This window comes from Williamsia sp. 1138 (genome assembly GCF_002095435.2).
In the GTDB taxonomy this organism is placed as follows: domain Bacteria; phylum Actinomycetota; class Actinomycetes; order Mycobacteriales; family Mycobacteriaceae; genus Williamsia.
Genome location: NZ_MJEJ02000041.1, coordinates 73,707 through 91,060, shown reverse-complemented (window position 1 = coordinate 91,060; position 17,354 = coordinate 73,707). Strand labels below are relative to the sequence as shown.

The 17,354-nt window shown below is 64.0% G+C and carries 20 protein-coding genes; 7 read left to right on the top strand and 13 right to left on the bottom strand.

All coding sequences use genetic code 11. The features are described 5' to 3' along the window. The first annotated feature begins 166 nt into the window (after positions 1-166). The gene (locus BH683_RS12220; RefSeq protein WP_084836534.1) at positions 167-1,366 is read left to right on the top strand and encodes a thiolase family protein; all 1,200 of its coding nucleotides are present in this window, start codon (positions 167-169) and stop codon (positions 1,364-1,366) included. A gap of 84 nt (positions 1,367-1,450) precedes the next feature. On the opposite strand, the gene BH683_RS12215 is transcribed toward BH683_RS12220, so the two are convergent. The 3 genes from BH683_RS12215 to BH683_RS28685 all read right to left on the bottom strand — a co-directional run bounded on the left by BH683_RS12215 (position 1,451) and on the right by BH683_RS28685 (position 3,624). Then, the gene (locus BH683_RS12215) at positions 1,451-1,906 is read right to left on the bottom strand and encodes a MaoC family dehydratase (RefSeq protein ID WP_084836533.1); all 456 of its coding nucleotides are present in this window, start codon (positions 1,904-1,906) and stop codon (positions 1,451-1,453) included. 75 nt (positions 1,907-1,981) lie between these two features. After that, positions 1,982-3,175, bottom strand: a complete 1,194-nt coding sequence (locus tag BH683_RS12210; protein ID WP_168187029.1) for a thiolase family protein — start codon at positions 3,173-3,175, stop codon at positions 1,982-1,984. Continuing rightward, positions 3,175-3,624, bottom strand: a complete 450-nt coding sequence (locus BH683_RS28685) for an OB-fold domain-containing protein (protein WP_342766732.1) — start codon at positions 3,622-3,624, stop codon at positions 3,175-3,177. The genes BH683_RS12210 and BH683_RS28685 overlap by 1 nt, the downstream gene beginning before the upstream one ends. Positions 3,625-3,893: 269 nt before the next feature. On the opposite strand from BH683_RS28685, the gene BH683_RS12205 reads away from it, so the two are divergent. Further along, the gene (locus BH683_RS12205; protein ID WP_084836532.1) at positions 3,894-4,547 is read left to right on the top strand and encodes a TetR/AcrR family transcriptional regulator; all 654 of its coding nucleotides are present in this window, start codon (positions 3,894-3,896) and stop codon (positions 4,545-4,547) included. Between the two features lie 67 nt (positions 4,548-4,614). On the opposite strand, the gene BH683_RS12200 is transcribed toward BH683_RS12205, so the two are convergent. Both BH683_RS12200 and BH683_RS12195 read right to left on the bottom strand, forming a co-directional pair. Continuing rightward, entirely contained in the window at positions 4,615-5,763 is a 1,149-nt protein-coding gene (locus BH683_RS12200; protein ID WP_084836531.1) for a thiolase family protein, read from the bottom strand. After that, a complete protein-coding gene (locus BH683_RS12195) occupies positions 5,750-6,202 on the bottom strand; it encodes an OB-fold domain-containing protein (RefSeq protein ID WP_084836530.1) in 453 nt (150 codons plus the stop codon). Before BH683_RS12195 ends, BH683_RS12200 begins: the two co-directional genes overlap by 14 nt. Positions 6,203-6,542: 340 nt before the next feature. Between BH683_RS12195 and BH683_RS28680 the strand changes: the two genes are divergently transcribed. Continuing rightward, positions 6,543-6,704 (top strand): hypothetical protein, encoded by a 162-nt coding sequence (locus BH683_RS28680; RefSeq protein WP_157366779.1) that lies wholly within the window; start codon positions 6,543-6,545, stop codon positions 6,702-6,704. A 113-nt stretch (positions 6,705-6,817) separates the two neighbouring features. Here BH683_RS28680 and BH683_RS12190 read toward each other — a convergent pair whose 3' ends face one another. Genes BH683_RS12190 through BH683_RS12175 form a run of 4 tightly spaced genes read right to left on the bottom strand, consistent with a single transcriptional unit; the run spans position 6,818 to position 9,748 of the window. Further along, positions 6,818-7,270, bottom strand: coding sequence for a nuclear transport factor 2 family protein (locus BH683_RS12190; RefSeq protein ID WP_084836529.1), 453 nt, complete (start codon positions 7,268-7,270; stop codon positions 6,818-6,820). 19 nt (positions 7,271-7,289) lie between these two features. Continuing rightward, complete coding sequence (locus tag BH683_RS12185; RefSeq protein ID WP_084836528.1) at positions 7,290-8,213, bottom strand: VOC family protein; 924 nt, start codon at positions 8,211-8,213, stop codon at positions 7,290-7,292. After that, positions 8,210-9,067, bottom strand: a complete 858-nt coding sequence (locus tag BH683_RS12180; RefSeq protein ID WP_084836527.1) for an SDR family oxidoreductase — start codon at positions 9,065-9,067, stop codon at positions 8,210-8,212. Before BH683_RS12180 ends, BH683_RS12185 begins: the two co-directional genes overlap by 4 nt. A gap of 45 nt (positions 9,068-9,112) precedes the next feature. Continuing rightward, a complete protein-coding gene (locus BH683_RS12175; RefSeq protein ID WP_084836526.1) occupies positions 9,113-9,748 on the bottom strand; it encodes an isochorismatase family protein in 636 nt (211 codons plus the stop codon). A 217-nt stretch (positions 9,749-9,965) separates the two neighbouring features. Between BH683_RS12175 and BH683_RS12170 the strand changes: the two genes are divergently transcribed. Further along, the gene (locus BH683_RS12170; protein WP_084836525.1) at positions 9,966-11,522 is read left to right on the top strand and encodes an AMP-binding protein; all 1,557 of its coding nucleotides are present in this window, start codon (positions 9,966-9,968) and stop codon (positions 11,520-11,522) included. Positions 11,523-11,609: 87 nt separating this feature from the next. Here the strand turns inward: BH683_RS12170 and BH683_RS12165 are convergent, their stop codons facing one another. Then, positions 11,610-12,479, bottom strand: coding sequence for an acyl-CoA thioesterase domain-containing protein (locus BH683_RS12165; protein WP_084836524.1), 870 nt, complete (start codon positions 12,477-12,479; stop codon positions 11,610-11,612). Positions 12,480-12,658: 179 nt separating this feature from the next. Between BH683_RS12165 and BH683_RS12160 the strand changes: the two genes are divergently transcribed. The 3 genes from BH683_RS12160 to BH683_RS12155 all read left to right on the top strand — a co-directional run bounded on the left by BH683_RS12160 (position 12,659) and on the right by BH683_RS12155 (position 15,007). Next, positions 12,659-13,831: a thiolase family protein gene (locus BH683_RS12160; RefSeq protein WP_084836523.1), complete on the top strand. Its 1,173-nt coding sequence runs from the start codon at positions 12,659-12,661 to the stop codon at positions 13,829-13,831. Positions 13,832-13,871: 40 nt separating this feature from the next. Further along, the gene (locus BH683_RS29160; RefSeq protein WP_281268339.1) at positions 13,872-14,003 is read left to right on the top strand and encodes a hypothetical protein; all 132 of its coding nucleotides are present in this window, start codon (positions 13,872-13,874) and stop codon (positions 14,001-14,003) included. 95 nt (positions 14,004-14,098) lie between these two features. Continuing rightward, positions 14,099-15,007 (top strand): AMP-binding protein, encoded by a 909-nt coding sequence (locus BH683_RS12155; RefSeq protein WP_158539958.1) that lies wholly within the window; start codon positions 14,099-14,101, stop codon positions 15,005-15,007. 391 nt (positions 15,008-15,398) lie between these two features. Here the strand turns inward: BH683_RS12155 and BH683_RS12150 are convergent, their stop codons facing one another. The 3 genes from BH683_RS12150 to BH683_RS12140 form a co-directional block, all read right to left on the bottom strand. After that, on the bottom strand, positions 15,399-16,247 hold the full coding sequence (locus BH683_RS12150; RefSeq protein WP_084836521.1) for an alpha/beta hydrolase: 849 nt from the start codon (positions 16,245-16,247) through the stop codon (positions 15,399-15,401). A 120-nt stretch (positions 16,248-16,367) separates the two neighbouring features. Next, the gene (locus BH683_RS12145; RefSeq protein WP_084836520.1) at positions 16,368-16,793 is read right to left on the bottom strand and encodes a hotdog domain-containing protein; all 426 of its coding nucleotides are present in this window, start codon (positions 16,791-16,793) and stop codon (positions 16,368-16,370) included. Further along, on the bottom strand, positions 16,794-17,075 hold the full coding sequence (locus BH683_RS12140) for an acyl-CoA synthase (protein WP_094647437.1): 282 nt from the start codon (positions 17,073-17,075) through the stop codon (positions 16,794-16,796). Positions 17,076-17,354 lie beyond the last annotated feature (279 nt).

The window sequence follows — 17,354 nt, the reverse complement described above, 5'->3', positions numbered from 1 at the left end:
ATAGGCAATACCGTTTCGACAATTCAGGCAGACTCGGCGAGCGCGTAGGATCGCCCGGCTCCCATGCTAAATTGGGATTATCTTATAACTGATTGCCGTCCCAGGCTCATGCGGCGATCTCACTCCGGCCGGCGACCGACGTCGGCCGCACATCGAGGAGGACCAGGTGGGCACTGAACAGCCCCGGGCGGTGATAACGGCCGCCTGCCGAACGCCGATCGGAACCGCCCGCAAGGGAACGCTGACCGAGACCACTGCCGAAGAACTCGCCGGCCACGTCGTCACCAATGTCGTGAAGCGGTCAGGCCTGTCACCGGAGGTCTTCGACGACCTGGTACTCGGCGAGGTGTACCAGGGTGGCGGTGACATCGCCCGCTACGTCGCGGCCGCGAACGGATTGACCTCGATACCCGGGATGGCCGTGAACCGGCAGTGCGCCACCGGCCTCACCGCGGTCGCATCCGCCGCCGCAACAATCATGTCCGGTATGGGTGATGCGGTGATCGCCGGAGGAACCGAGGCCGCGTCGATGTCGCCCGTCGGACGCCGCCGGACGCCGGGTACGTCCGGAAAGAACGCCGACGACTGGACTGATCCGTGGTTTTCGCCGTCGCATCCGGGAACGCCGGACGCACCGGCGATGGACATGTCGATCACCGTTGGCTGGAATGCCGCAGTTCAGTACGACATCACCCGACAGCAGCAGGACGAATGGGCGGCGCGGTCACATGAGCGCGCCATCGCGGCCATCGACGACGGCCGTTTCGACTCCGAGATCGTCCCCATCACCGTGACAAACAAGGCCGGCGAGACCGTGGATTTCGCCGTCGACGAGCACCCAAGGCGCGGCACCAATCTCGAGGTGCTGTCCGGTCTGCGAGTCATCCATCCGGAGATCGAGGGGTTCTCGGTGACGGCAGGCAACTCGTCGGGTATCAACGACGCGGCCGCCGCGCTGACCGTCGTCTCTGACGGGCTCGCGAAGGCAGAGGGTCTGGAGACGCTCGGTGTGATCCGGTCGTGGTCGGCGGTGGGCGTCGAACCCAACAGGACGGCGATCGGACCGACGATCGCCATCCCACGCGCGTTGGCCCGGGCCGGCTTGTCGCTCAGGGACGTTCGCCTGTTCGACATCAACGAGGCATTCGCGGCGCAGGTCATCGCCTGCACCAAGGTGCTCGAGCTGGACGAGGACCGGGTCAACGTGTCGGGCTCGGGAATCAGCCTCGGACATCCCATCGCGGCCACCGGAGCGCGGATGGCAACCACCATGGTCTACGAACTTCGCCGTCTCGGTGGCGGCATCGGTGTCATCGCGATGTGCGCCGGCGGTGGCATGGGCGCGGCCATGGTCATCGAGGTCTGATCGTCCAGGAGGCATGACAAAGGCCCGCAGGTCCTTGGGACCTGCGGGCCTTTTGCCGTCTCGGCCGCGCGAACCGGTGGCGGGTCAGAAGTAATAGCGACTCACCAGATCCGCCACGCAGCCCGGCTTCTCACTACCCTCGACCTCGATCGTGGTGCGCATGACCAACTGGACAGAGTCTTCGTCGATCCGGTCGACGGTCTTGACAATCGTACGAGCACGGATGCGACTACCCGCTCGGACCGGCGACGGGAACCGCACCCGGTCGAGACCGTAGTTGACCCCCATCTTCGCGCCTTCGATGCGGCGTAACTGGCTCACGAAATAGGGCACGAGCGACAAAGATAGGAACCCGTGCGCGATCGTCGCCCCGAACGGTCCGTTCACGGCCTTTTCCGTGTCGACGTGAATCCACTGATGGTCCTCGGTGACGTCGGCGAACCCGTCGACCCGATCTTGTTCGATCGGGAACCAATCGGACGGCCCCAGTTCTTTACCGACTGCCGCTTCGAGATCGGCGATCCCTCGGTAGACCTCCATGTGCAATTTCCTTCTCTCAGTGTTTGAATCGATTGTTCGAACCCCGCGACAGCATGGGGTGATGACGGACGAAGACTAGCGGGTGCTGAGCAGCATCGCCCCGGCCACCGGACCACCACCCACGGCAACGACGGCAACCTCTGCGTCACCACCGACCTGCCGCGGACCTCCCTCGCCCCACAGCTGCACGCACGCCTCGTGCAGGAACCCCATACCGTGCAGGCGTCCGCCGGAGAGCTGTCCACCGCTGGAATTGACCGGTAGTTCACCCTGCAACGAAATGCGCTCGCCGCCTTCGATGTACTGACCGACCTTGCCGCGCTCGCAGAAACCAAGTGCCTCGAGCCATTGCACCGTCAGGAAGCTGAAACCATCGTAGAGCTGCGCGAAGTCCACATCCCCGACGGTCATGTCGGTGCGGTTCCACAACGTTGCGGACGCATCGTGCGCCGCCATGGTGGTCAGATCCTTGCGCTGGTCCCAGGTGGCCCGTTCGAACATCCCCGTACCCACCGATTCGACTGTCAGTGGCTGTCGCGGCAGGCCTTTCGCGGCATCTCTGCGTGAGATGATCACCGCGGTCGCGCCATCACACGGCACGTCACAGTCGTAGAGACAGAACGGATCCGAGATCATCCGCGCATCGAGATAGTCCTGCAACGACATCGGGTCGCGATAGATCGCATCAGGGTTGAGCGCAGCATTCTTTCTCGCGTTGACCGCGATCGCGCCGAGCTGTTCACGAGTGAGGCCGAACTCGTGCATGTACCGCTGCGCGGGCATCGCCAACCAGTTGGCGGCAGAGATGGCGCCGTACGGACCGAAGAACTCGTGGTGGGGATTCGCGCGACCGGTACCCATCAGTACCGAACCGCGACCTTTGGATGCCTGCGCGGTTGACTCCCACACCGACCGGAAGCACAACACGTGGTCGGCCAGGCCGGTCGCCACGGCCATGCATGCCTCGATCACCGGACCGATCTGCCCGGCGGTCTCCGAACTGCTGACGTACCAATTGCTCCGCAGTCCCAGCGCGTTGCGGAGTTCGTGCACGCTCGCCCCGGAGAAACCCGGATCAGGCATGCCCGGACCGGGGTAACTGGCAACTCCGTCGATGTCGTCGGGTGAGAGACCGGCGTCCGCGATCGCACGGAGTGAAGCCTCGACGGTGAGGTCGAGACCGGTTCGACCGAGTCTACGTCCCACCTGGGACTTGCCGGCGCCGGTCACCAGGGCCTTGCCTTCGAAAGGACCTCCGCGGCCACCCATCAGTTCGACTCCTTTGCGGGACGGGACACGTCCACTGGACGGAATAGGGGAATCCAGACGTCTTCCCACTCTTCAAAGAAGACCTCGACCTCGAGACCGATCGTCACGTCAGCAGGATCGATGTCCACGATGTTGCTGACAACCCGGGTATCCGGCTGTTCGGCCAGTTCGATCAGCGCGACGGTATACGGCGGCGGAAATGCCGGAATCCAGGTTTGCCGATTCACGGTGAAAGCAGCAACCGATCCGCAGCCTGAGACGGGTTCGGGCGCCACGTCGGTGCTTCGGCACCGCCAGCACACCGGCGCACCCGGAAGGAAGAAGTTCTGGCAGGTGTGACACCGGTGGATGAGCAACTCGCCATCGCGGCCCCCGGCCCAATAATCCTGAGATTGCGGTGTCGGAGCCGGAAGCATCCGGAACTCCGGTCGTACATACGGGATGGTCACATCTGCTCCTGGAGATCTGAAGTCGGTGCCTGGCATCGGGTTAACCGATTACACCGATTGTGGTTCAACCATCACGCTATGCCTGTTTTGACGACAGCGTCAAGTGCGCTCCGGGTCGTCGCCAGCATCCCCTCCAGCGTTTGTGTTGCCGCATTCGGAGGTGATGGCCGTATAGTTGACCCACACGTCAAGGAGGCAGAGCCCGTTTGTAGATCTCGCGCAGCGACCGCCGGAGACCGTCTCCGGACAACCCACGGGGATCATCACATATGACATCACACGAGTCACCAGATAGTGTCGGCGCGACCTCGGGCACCGTGGCGACGCCCGAGGGCGGCGCTGCTCTCGGTGAACGCGCGGTACGGACCCGCGAGGCGATTCTCGAAGCCTCCCGCAAACTGTTCCTCGAACGTGGCTACGCCGGCACCCGGATAAACAACATCACCGACGCCTGCGGCATATCCCGCGCAGGCTTTTACACTTACTTCCGCGATAAGCGAGAGGTGTTCAACACGATCGGCGAGGAGACGTACAAAGAGATCCTCGCGGTGGTGTCGCTGTGGTCGGACATCCCTTCTCCGGCCGCGCTGTCCGATGTGGCCTCGTGGGTGCGTCAATACTTCGACTTCATGGACCGGCACGGCGCGTTCATCTTCTCCTCGACCCAGTCCGCCCCAACCGATGACGAGTTCCGGCGCACGTCTCAGCGCACTCAGATGCGGGTGGCCTGGCTGCTGGGAACGAACCTGGTCTCTCGACAGGAGCGGCGCTACGAGGCACCCGAGGCGCTCGGCCTGACGATGATGGCCATGCTCGACCAGTCGTACTTCTACAGCCGCGTGTGGCGGTTGCCGGTGGACGACGAGGACATGATCTCCACGCTCGCCGAGCAGATACACGACTTGCTCGCCAACGGCCGGTGACGCCGTTGGCGAGCGAATCGTGGACGGGGACCCTACGCCTCACTCCCGATCGGATCGGAGCGAGCGATCAGGTCGAGAGGATCGTGACCGCTGCGGTCCCGGGAGCGCCGTAGAGCTGGGCGTAACCGACTTTGGCGTCGTTGACCTGACGATCACCGGCGCGCCCACGCAACTGATTGACCAGTTCGAAGATCTGTCGCAACCCGGACGCGCCGACCGGTTCACCGTTGGCCAGCAAACCGCCGTCGGTGTTGATCGGCAGCCGCCCGGCGATCTCGGTTTCCCCGGCGGCGATGAGCTTCTCCTGATCACCGTCAGCGCAGAATCCGTTCTCCGCCATATGGATGATCTCCGAACCGGCGTCGGTGTCCTGCAGCTGGATCACGTCGACGTCCGACGGCGCGATCCCGGCGATCTCGTACGCCTCCTTCGACGCGTCGACGGTAGGGCTCGGCACGGACTCCAACGGCAATGAGGGACTGAGGAGTTCGAACGCCCCTTCACGTCGGCTGCGCAGTGTGCTCGCCCGTAGGTACACGGGCGTGTCGGTGTACAAGTGCGCCTTGTCGGCCCGGCACAGGACAACGGCCGCTGCGCCCTCATCCGGCCCGCAGTACATGTATTGGGTCAACGGGTAGTTGAGGATCTGAGAGTTGAGGATCTCTTCCTCCGACAGAGCCTTACGCCGCCAGGCCGACGGGTTCGCCGCGCCGTTGCGCATCGCTTTCGCGGACACTTTGGCAAGGGTCTCGGGCGTGATCCCGAAGTCGTGCATGTAGCGGTTGATCTTCATGCCGAAGAAGTGGGTCGTGAGAAACAGCCCGGCTTCGCCATACCAGTCCGGCAGTCCCGAGACCGAGGGATGGGCAGCGAAGGCACCACGTTCGTGCTTGTCCAGACCGACCGCGATGGTGATGTCGTGCTCACCGAGCTTGATCGAATTGGCGGCCATCGCCAGCGACGTCGCGCCGGTGGCGCAACCGGTGAAGACCGCCCGCCCCGGCACACCCGTCAAACCGAGAAGGCCCACGATGGCCTCTGGATTCTTGACCTCCATGCTGCCCGCATACAGCTCCTGCACGTCGGACCACTCGATGCCCGCGTCGGTGAGTGCGTCGAAGACAGCGTCTTCACCCATCTCGAGCGCGGACTTTCCGGGATACCGACCGAAGGGGTGCAACCCGACACCGATGATCGCTACGTCACTCGACGACATCGTCCTGACCTTTCTCGACCGGCGCAAACGCGTAGATCATTGTTTCGCGGCCTTCGGCATCGACACCGAAAGGCACGATCGCGAGTTCCATCTCCTGGCCGATGGTGAGCTTCTCGGGGTCCGCCTCGGTGAGGCGGGCTTCCACCCGCAGCGCGCCCTCGAGTTCCACGTACCCGACAGCAAACGGCTGGAAGGTCTTGGCGTCGTCGTTGCCGTTGTACGGCGGCTGCGGCGGCCGGAACCTCTGAGTGGTGAAGGTCCACAGTGTTCCGCGCCGAGGTAGCTCGACCTGCTCGAGCTCTTCGCGGACTTTCCCCACGATCTTGTGACTCCGATAGGGGAACACAAGCTTTCCGTCCGAGGATTTTCCGGCGAGTAGCGCCGGCTTGTCGGCAGGCCAGGTGAACAATCCCTCGGCCAGCGGCACTTGTTCGGTCATATGTTGTCCCTTTCCATCGCAAGGTGATCGTGCGACGTACGTGACCGCGGTCACGCCGGTCAACCCGCTGAACCTACACGGTAGGAGTTCAGTGAAGCGATTGTCAACGCTATCGTCAAGTATCGTCGACAATTCGCAGGCTGCCACGCCGCCATGTTAAATATTCCGCGCATTTTCCCACTTCAACAGGTCGCACTCGCGGCTACCCGTCAGTTGACGCAATCGTCGAGTCGATCGGCGACTCCGCTTCCCGAATCGGGTGGCCGCGAAGTGCACCAGTCTCGCACCCGAAAGGATACAGTCTAAATAGTTAGCTATTCATAACACGAGAGGAGCGGCTATGTCAGGGTTGGACAACAGTCAGCAGGTCACGGACGAGACAAGTCTCGAAGAAGCGGGCCTCGGTGACAAGAAGACGGTGACGGACGCGACGAATCCGCAACCCGAGGACGACAACGACGATCCCGAGGTGCTCGACGACGCGACTCCCGGTCCGCGATAACGTGCAACGCTCCGCCAGGGGTGTGCTCCCCAGCACGCCCCTGGCGGAGCGAGCACCGCACCGCACCGCACCATCTACTCAACGCAGATCAGCAGCCGTCCGGGCCGATACATTCAGGACCGCGCCAATGATTCCACATAGCCGCGCACGCCGGAACTCGGCGAAAAACCGGTGAAACGTACACTCCGAGAGAGGAATCGCCACCCATCACCGATACGAATCAGGTGATCTCGATACGTACCCCAGTGATCGGGACCGGATGTTCCGACAAACATGAACAGACTCTGCGACGTCGCAGAATCGTCGGAAACGAGCTCGGTCATCCGCGACGACACGTGATGGGAGCCGGGAAGCAAACTCGTGATGGCGGCCATCGCCGCACCGGACTGCTCGGCGAAGGCGACAATCTCGTCCGGGCCGACGAACCGACGACCGGCAACAGTGAGTACACCGTCCTCGGTGAACAGCGCCGCGAACTCTTCGACGCGGCCGCTGTCGCCGAGACCCGTGTACCGCGAGAGCAAGGCGTCGAGGGCAACGCGGTCGGCGACCGACATCTCGATCATGGCTTCGCCCGGTGGTTCATCACAGCGGCTGCAGCGGGCGTCGAACAGTGTTCCGCGGCCGGTCGACCAATTCGACGACGAGCCCGTCGGGGTCGGACAGGAACAGAACCGTGAAGCCTCCGGTCGGCACGTCGGGCATCGGGACAAAGCCGGGCTCCGGAGTGGCCGGATCAGCTTTCGCGAGCGCCGTATAGGCGGCCTTCACATCCTCGACCGCAGCTGCGACGCGGTAGAGGCCCTGCGTGTTGGCGACCTTCGGCTCGATCTCCACCTGCTCGACCGGGCACTCGAGTTCGAAGGAGAAGGTCGGATCCTCCGGCAGGTACAGCGATGCACCGGGTACCGATCGCGTCACGTCGGTGTCGTCGGGCCGAACAACAAATCCGATGGTCGAATACCAGGCCACCGAGCGTTCCAGATCGCTCACCACCATTCGGGTGTGGCTCAGCATCGGTGTCTTCGGATCTGATTCCACCGCTGCGACTTCCACGATCTCGACGATCACTCCATCGGGGTCGGTGACTCGAATCGCCTTCCGCGCCCGTCCCCGGACGACAACGGATTCGCCTCCTCCGGCACCAGGAACGGATGCCAACGAGTTGACGCGGTATCCGATCACCCGGAAACCCGGTGCGTCGGCACCCAGATCGGAGCGTCGGATGAGCTGGGGATCATGCCACTGCACCAGTTCGAGGGCCGGCGCGGATCTCGGTCCACGTCCGTCGTACAGGAAGACCGTCTCGCTCGCGGTGTGTTCGGACAGTCCCATGAACCGGCCGTCGGTGTCTTCACTGATCGAACGCATCCGGTCGCGTACCGCGAACAGATCCGCATAAAACTGCTGCGAACGGATCACGTCGGCACTGTTGAGATTGCAGTGCATCACCGAATGGGCATGCTCGGCCCGCCGTGATTCCGTGCGGGCCACCGCGACCGTGTTCACGCGCTCACCTCAGCCGAGTCGGCGACAAAGAAGCTGCGGGACAATTCGCCCTCACCGACGCTGTACTCGGACAGATCCGTTTTGCCCTCGGCCGCGAGTACCTGCTCGTCGGTGAAGAGATTGCCCGAACACGTCCGCGGGTCCCGGCGCACGACGGCCAGCGCCGCATCGGCCATGATGTCGACCGAACGGGCCTTGTGTTCGGCGACTTCCTCGCCGAGGATCGAGCGGATGGCCTCGGTGGCGACAGCCGTTGCCGGCCACAGCGAGTTGGCCGCGACACCCGAATTGGCGAGTTCTGCCGCGAGCCCGAGCGTCGCAAGGCTGACGGCGTACTTCGATGTCGTGTAAGCCAGGTGCGCGCCAAGCCATTTCGGTTCGAGGTCGAGCGGCGGAGAAATAGAGAGAATGTGCCCCGCCGGCGATTGTGTGAGGTACGGGATTGCCGCCCGGGACACCGCGAAGCTCCCTCGGGCATTGATGGCCTGCAGGAGGTCGTAGCGCTTCATCGACACCTTGGATGTGGGGGTCGTGTCGAAGGCGGCCGCGTTGTTGACAACGATGTCGAGGCCCCCGAAGACCTCCGCTGTCCGGGCGATGGCCGATTCGACATCCGCGTCGATGCGGAGGTCCCCCGGGATGGCCAATGCGCGGCCCCCGGCCCGCTCGATCTCCTCGGCGACGCTGTACACCGTTCCCGGCAAGGTGGCATGCGCCGAACCTGATTTCGCGAACAACACCACTGTCGCGCCGGCGTCGGAGAAAGCGCGCGCGATGGCCGCGCCGATACCTCGACTGCCGCCGGTGATGAAGGCGGTCCGGCCGCTCAGATCTACGGACTTGTCAAGAGTCATGGATGTCCTCGGTTCCGATTGTGGGGGTGAGGGTCAACGGCTTTCTCAGCGTGCCGCGACCTGTGCGTTGGCTGCAGCAGCCTGCCACTGGGAAGCCAGATCAGTGGACCGGGCCAGCCGGGCGACCTGGCGGATCGAGTTCTCCAGGACCATCTCGCCATACTCGGGCGGGACGCCACGTACCGCATCACGCGCCACCACGACATGGAAACCCTCACCAGCCGCGGCGGCCGCAGTGACCAGGACCGCAACGTTCACCGATACACCCACGAGCACCACCGTGTGAATACCGAAGTTCTTGAGCAGAGGGAGCAGCTCGGTGCCCTGGACCGGCGACAGGCCGTGGTGGCGCGGCGATACGACGTCGGCCGGGTCGAGCAGGCGGGGCAGCACCTGGGTCGGAAGGCTGCCCGGAGTCCAGTTCGCCGACGCCGGTCCGATATGTCGCCAGAGGGGCTCGGTGCCGAGATTGGCTGCGCCGAGCGCTCCTTCGTAGATTGCATGCACCACTCGGACGCCGTGGGCCCGCGCGGCCTGCAGCACCTCGTCGATGCGATCGACAAGATCTCCCGCGGCGTCACGCAACGCGGGTATGGCCACGTCGTCCCCTAGTGTGCCGTTCTGACACTCGATGGCGACCACCGCGGTTCCGGCCAGATCCCACTCGGTACGCGATCCCATGGTTGTGTCCTCACACTCGGTGCCGGCGTCTGTTCGACTCGCCGGCGCCAATTGACTCCACGCGTCATTGACTGCAGACGGCGCCGACGCTAACTTAAGCTATGGGTTTTTGACAGTTTCGTCAACCTCCCACAACCGCGCCGGTCCGGGCATTCCACAGATGTCTCACACCGGCATCGCTTCTGCGTCTGAAGTCGCGGACTGACGAAAGATCACCATGTCACCCGATTCGACACTCGGACAGACCATCTCCCACAACGCGATTCGCTTCCCCGACCAGCCTGCGTACGTATCGGCAGGCTCGGTGCTCACTCATGGCCGGCTTCGTATCGATGCGGCGACCATCGCCACTGCGCTCAGTGCCCGCGGAATCCGGCGACAGGATCGCATCGCGGTTCTCGATCGCAACACCCTTGATTTCGCGCGAGTGCTGGCCGCAGGGCAGTTGAGCGGAATCGTGGTGGCCACCATCAATTTCCGGCTCGCCGCTCCCGAGATCGTGAACATCATGGCGGACGCCGCGCCTCGGGTCCTGTTCTACGGTGCCGAATACGAGGACATGATCGCCGACGTCCGAGAGGAACTCCCGGAGGTGGAGCTGTTCGTCCGGATGGGTGCGCCGGATCGTCCGGCGACCCCTGGGGTGCTGAACCTCGACGCACTCTTGGCCGAACTCGCCGAAGATCCACCCTACGAGGCGCGTCCCGACGACATCGCGTGCCTCATCTACACAAGTGGCACCACGGGAAAGCCGAAGGGCTGCATACTCGGGCAGCACGAGATGCACCGCCTCGCCCTCACCATGAACGGTGAGATGCGATCGGGATCGGCGGACAAGATCCTGTTGTGTATGCCGATGTTCCACGTCGGAGCCATGGCGATGGCGCTGGGCATCCACGCACGCGGTGGCGGTGCCGTCCTTCATGAAGCTTTCGATCCGGCACATGTGCTGGCCACCGCTGCCGACGAACAGATCACCGTCCTGCACCTGGCGCCGACCATGCTGGCCGAGGTCGTCGCCGCTGCGCGACACGATGCCGCGACGTTGAAGACTGTTCGCACGGTGGTCTATTCGGCTGCACCGATCACCAGCACCGCGCTTGCCGCCGCCCTCGAGACCATGCCGAACGTCAACTTCATGAACCTGTACGGACAGACCGAGGTCATCACCTCAGGGCTTCCACCGGAGCTGCACCGGACCGCCGATACGGACGCGGACGCGCGTCGGCTGCGCTCGGTGGGCTATCCGTTCCCGGGTACCCGGGTGCGCATCGTGACCGACAGCGGCGACGATGCGGACCCTGGGCATCCCGGCGAGATCACGGTCCGTTGCGAGGCCATGTTCCGCGGCTACTGGAACGACAGTGTCCGAACGGCCGAAGTCCTGCGCGACGGTTGGTGCCATACCGGCGACATCGGCGTGGTCGACGACGGGCTGCTGTTCCTGGTCGACCGCAAGAAGGATGTCGTGATCTCCGGCGGGGAGAATATCTATTCACTGGAGGTCGAGAACGCACTCGCCACGCATCCGGGGATCGAGGAGTGCGCCGTGATCGGAACGCCTGATCCGCGTTGGGGAGAAGCAGTGACCGCGGTGATCGTGCCGGCTGCGGACTCACACGTCGACGAGACCGAGATCCGAACTTTCGTCAAGACCCGGCTGGCCGGCTACAAGTGCCCGCGCAAGATGTATTTTGTTCCCGACCTACCCACCTTGAGCAACGGAAAGATCGACAAGAAAGCGTTGCGGGCCACCTACTCGATTCGGGAGTAGTTCCGCCTCGCGGAGCCCTCCGGTCAACGCGAATCTTCGCTATTTGCAGGTGTTCTGCCTTGGATCAGTTGCGAGCAGCCAGCCGAGTCACGCTTCGCGGGGTCCACGAATCAGCGCTTCTTGCGCGACACTGGCGATCGTCGCACCGTCGGCGGTGAACACTGAACCGAAGACCAGCCCACGCGAATTGACCGTGGCGACCGACCTCTGCTCGACCAGGAGCCATTCTTCGAGCGGGACGGACCGGTGAAACCAGATCGAGTGGTCGAGTGAGATGTGCTGGGTCGGGCCGGTCGGGTCGAGCCCGATCGATTCCACGGCAGGCAGCATTGCCCAGAAGTCCGTCAACACGGTGAACAGGCACGCGCGCAACGCGGGATCATCGGGGACCGCCCCGACCGGACGGGTCCAGTACCGCCGGACAACGGCACCGTCGACCTTCTCCACCCGTCCCCGGTGCTCGAATGCCAGCTGAGGACCCCAGTCCGCGTCGAGCGGCTCGGACCAGCCGTCAGCATCGGGCCCGGGGACGATGGGCATCAGCGCCTCGTGAACCGCGCTCGGTTCTTCGACGTGGAATGACGCTGTCAGCGTGCAGATCACCTGGTCGGATTGGATGACCGTGACCGTCCGCGAGGCAACGGAGCGGCCATCGCGGGACCGATGCACCACCAGCGTGAGCGGGACATCGGCGGGGCCCGTCCGCAGGAAGGCGGTGTGCAGCGAGTGCACGGCAAATCCCGCAGGGACGGTCCGCTGCGCGGCCTGCAGCGCCTGTGCGGCGATCAGACCTCCGAACAGTCGGTCCGGGGTCAGAGCCATGTCGTTGACCGCGCGGAAACGATCGACGTCGAGCGGCTCGAGCTCGAGCAGTGTGATCAAGAGCGCCAGGTTCTCCGCTCCGCGAGCCGTGCTCACGGGCGAGTCCGAGGCGTCACCTGGGTCCCGCTCTGCCATTCGTCGGCTCCAATAATCGTTGTCGCTGAGCGTGCTCGGTGACTCGGGAACACTACCACCGAACACGAGGGGTTGACCGACACGGAAGAACCATCCGTTGCCTTCCCAAAATTATACCGCTAATTTAATTAGCGGTATAATCTCGAAAGCAAGATACTCATCGGAAGATTGGAACGAGCATGCGTGATGCCGTCATCGTCGAGACCGCGCGAACTCCCATCGGCAAGCGCAATGGTGGCCTGGCGAGTGTCCACGCCGTGGCGTTGTCGGCACAGATACTGAACGCGCTCATCGAGCGGGCCGGGATATCGGCCGATCTGGTGGACGACGTGCACTGGGGCAATGTGCTCAGCGTGGGGCAACAGTCCGGCAATGTCGGACGAATGGCCGTTCTGGCGGCAGGCTGGCCCGAACACGTTCCCGGCTTCACGATCGATCGCCAATGTGGGTCGTCGCAGCAAGCGATCTCGACCGCGGCCGCAACGGTCATCTCCGGTCAGGCCGATGTCATCGTGGCCGGTGGAGTGGAGATGATGTCTGCGATTCCGATGGGCGCCACCACCGCGGTCGAAGGTGCCGGCAAGTCCGGTGGGCTGGCCGTAGATCGGTACGCCGAGGAACTCACCGGTCCCGGATTCTTCGGTTCGTTCAACCAAGGCGCCGGCGCCGAGCGGATCGCCCGCGAGTGGAAACTGTCCCGTCAACAGGTTGACGAGTACTCCGCTCGTTCTCACGAACGTGCGGCGGCAGCGCAAAAGAACGGAGACTTCGACGCGGAGATCGTCCCGATCACCGTGGGCGAGGACGTGATCAGCCGTGACGAGGGCATCCGGCCGGGATCAACCGTCGAGAAACTCGGAACGCTTAAGACCCCGTTCCTCGACGGTGGCGTGATCAGCGCCGGTAACGCGTCGCAGATCTCCGACGGCGCGTCGGCCGTGCTGGTCATGACCTCGCAGAAGGCGGCGTCACTCGGGCTCACCCCCCTCGCACGGGTGCACACCGCGGTGGTCACCGGGGACGATCCGGTCAAGATGCTCACCGGACCCATTCCGGCAACTACGTTGGCTCTCAAACGATCCGGGCTCACCATCGACGACATCGACGCCTTCGAGATCAACGAGGCATTTGCACCCGTACCGCTGGCATGGCAGATCGAGACCGGAGCATCCGATGCCAAGCTGAATCCGGCCGGAGGCGCGATCGCACTCGGGCACCCGCTCGGCGCGTCCGGCACCCGGCTGGCCACGACTCTGCTGGCATACCTGCAACGCACCGGCGGCCGATACGGGCTGCAGTCGATGTGTGAGGGTGGTGGCACCGCCAACGCGACCATCTTCGAACGCCTGTAGTGCGCGACATCCCGGCGAGACCTGCCGCGATGTGGCCGCAATGAGTGGCACCTCGGTCATCGCCGGTGTGGGTCGTACCGCATTCTCCCGTCGATCAGGCCGAACCGTACTGGAATTGGCCACCGAGGCCGCCCTGGGCGCCATCGCCGACGCCGGTATCTCGGTGGACTAGATCGACGCCATCGCGACCTATCACGACAACGACACGGCCAGTCCTTCGGAAGTGGCATCGGATCTCGGTACCGGTCCCCTGACCTGGTCCCAATCGTGGCGATCGATGCGGCACAACGGGTCTCGGCAGCACTGACCGATGTCGGCCTGAGCCCTGGATCCACCCTCTTACTCGTCGGCACCAATCCCCTCCAGTACACGGTGTTCTGGTTCGCGGCCCAGATCTCCGGACTGCAGACGATTCTGATGAACCCCGAGTATCCGGCCGATCTGATAACCGGCCTCATCGGCGAGGTGGGTGCCGCTGCAGTCGCCTCTGAGTCCGGGTCAATCGCGGCAGGCGACGGTCACCAGATCGACTATTCGGCCGTGCTGTCCGGCGCCGTATCCGTTGACGGGGTGCTGCGCACCGGTGACCGGAGAGGCGACTGGGGAACCGACCGCGACCCTCTCGACATCGCCACGCTGATGTACACCTCTGGTACGTCGGGAAAGCCCAAACTGTGCGCACAATCGCACCGCTATCTGCTCGAGATCGGCCAGTATGTGGCGGACACCTTCTGCCTGTCGCCCGCCGACGTCGTGTACGCGCCGTTGCCGCTGTTCCACATCAACCCACTCGGATACGGACTGATGGGCGCCCTGTGTGGGCTGTCGGACTTTGCCACCTCACCGCGCTTCTCGGCATCCCGGTTCTGGGCGACGGTCGCCGAACACCATGCGACCGTCCTGATCTTGCACGGACCCCGGTTCAGATCCTGCTCAAGAATCCGGCCCTCACGGGCACACACGGTGCGGGCCTTATTCTTCGCCAACGAGGAACTCCTGACTCGTTTCCGTATCCCACTCGGGGTCACGGGCTATGGTTCCACCGAGTTCGGTGGATTGACCCACACCAGGTTGCGGCGTCACGGAGAACGGCTGAGCATTCCGGAGGGCATGACCGCGCTGCCGGGCGGTGGTGGACCAGGCCCCCGCCGACGACGGATGGTTCCGCACCGGTGACCCTGGCCGGGCCGAAGGCGATGAACTGGTGTTCATCGAGCGGATGGGCGAATCGGTCCGGATGAGAGGCGAGTACGTACCCCTGTCGTATCTCGACAGCATGTTCGCGAATCTCGAGGGCGTCCAGGAAGCTTCGGCGTGGACCACCGAGGACACCGCAGAGCTGGCCGTCTACGTCGTCGGCGATCCCGATCCCTCCGCGGTGTCCCAGCTTCTCGACGACCTGCCGAGGTTCATGCGACCGGCGTGGATGATCCAGACGGACGCACTTCCCCGCGGTCCGGGAGTCGGCAAGGTACAGCGACGCCGTCTCGGCGAGGCCGAAGAGCTCGCCCGGCGCCCCCTGGTCTGGCGCTCCTTCGACCGACTTGGTGTGCCCGTCCCGCGATTGTCAGCGAGACACGGAGATCGAGCTGTCGAGGAACTCGACCAGTCCGTCGGTGAATACATCGTTGTCGTCCCCCGCCACCATGTGGCCGGCGTCTCGGATGTCCACCACACGCGTCTGCGGAACGAGTTCGCGCATCTCGGCCACACCTTCGTCCGAAACGACGTCGGACATCTTGCCCCGGACGAGCAGCACCGGGCAGGTGATGTCGCGCGCGGCACTCTTGGACCGCTCATACGACACCGCGCTATTGGGGAGCTCGGGATTGGTCTGCGTGTAGGCGATCTCCATGCTGCGTGGATCCCAGTGCCAGTACCACCGGCCGCCGCGAAGACGCAGGTTCTTCTTCAATCCCTCGAGGCTGCCGCTCCGCCGCCGATGCGGGTTGTACGACGCGATGGCGGCCGACGCGTCTTCGAGACTCCCGAATCCGTCAGGCGCACTCATCATGAAATCGCGCACCCGGGCGCTCCCGGTCTCCTCGACTTTCACCACAACATCGACAAGCACCAGTGCCTGCGCAAAACCCGGGTTCTCTCCGGTGGCGATCAGCGACACCACCCCACCGAGGGATGCACCGACAAGCGCAATCGGCAGTCCGGGTTCGCGACAACGGATCTCGCCGACCAGGGTCAGCACATCACCGAGGTGAGCGGTGAGACCATATTCGCCCTGCTCGGACCACTCGCTGTCGCCGTGGCCACGAAGGTCGACGGCGAAGGCGATCCAACCGAGCCCGCCCAACCGCTCGCCCGTCGCACGCCACGAATGCCGGGTCTGTCCGCCGCCGTGCAACAGCACGACGACTCCCTTGGCTGGACCGGTGGCGTCGGACCAGCGATCGGCAGCCATCGTGAGTCCGGCGCCGGGTAGATCAACTCGCTTGTTTCCAATGGCTTCTGTACCCAACGGATCTCCTGGTCTCGTAGTTGACGTTTTCCCGCCACGTCGCGCGCAACGCGTGGCCCTACCTCACTGCTCTATCAGAACTCGGTTCAGCGTGGCACGTTGGGCGGGCGTCAGAGGTAATGAACTGGTGCGGCCGGGGGCAAGTCGCACGAGCACGTTGGTGATCACCGCACAGGCCGCGCCGTCCTGGAAGATGACGACCCGAAACCCCAGACTGCTGGAACCGAGTCGGACCAGGCTCACCTCGGCCCACGCCTCGCCGACGAACATCTCGCGAGAGAACTGCGCGGACACGTCCACAACACCGAGGTCGCCGGCGGTGAGCAGATCGCCGCACGTCTCGACGAGCAGCGAACGCCACGCAGCTGCGGAGTACTCCATCGCGAGGTAGAAGGGAACGTGTGCGCTGCCGGAGACGGTGCCGTCGCGCTCAGGACGGTGAGTGAGGGGAGCGGTGTAGACCTTGACCGGCGCTGCGGGCGGCCGCACTCAGACGTTCCGTCTCGCAACACCCTTGTATCCGAAGAACTTCTCGAAGTTCTCGTCGTTGATGGGCTGGCGGCTGTTGCGGTCGCGAGCACCTTCCAGCGCAGCGAGTCGCTCTTGGGCTTTCGTCAGCGCTTCTGACTCTCCGGCGGCAATGAGGTCGCGCGCCTGCTGCTTGAGGGACTCGATCTCCTCGTGCAACCGGACGGCCGCCTCACTGTATGTGAGCAGATCGTGATCGTCCTTGTCGTCACGCTCTGGGGCGTAACCAACGTTCTCCGCCATCGCAACCTCCATCGTCTCGAACGGCATCTGGACAGCACTCTACTCGGCCGCCGATAATCAGGTTAATAAATGCCCTTATCGAGGACCATCGCGTCGCCGAGCCGGCACTGAGCTGGACCTCTGACCGGCGGCACGACCCGAAGGCAATCAAGATTGCCAAAAAAGGTGCGCCAATGCCTCGCATCTGGTGAGGTGATCTGGTTCACTGGAATGGCGGCCGAAATAGGCCAATCAGTTAGATACTTCCGCTCAGGACGAGCAGCCAACGACCCTCGTCAA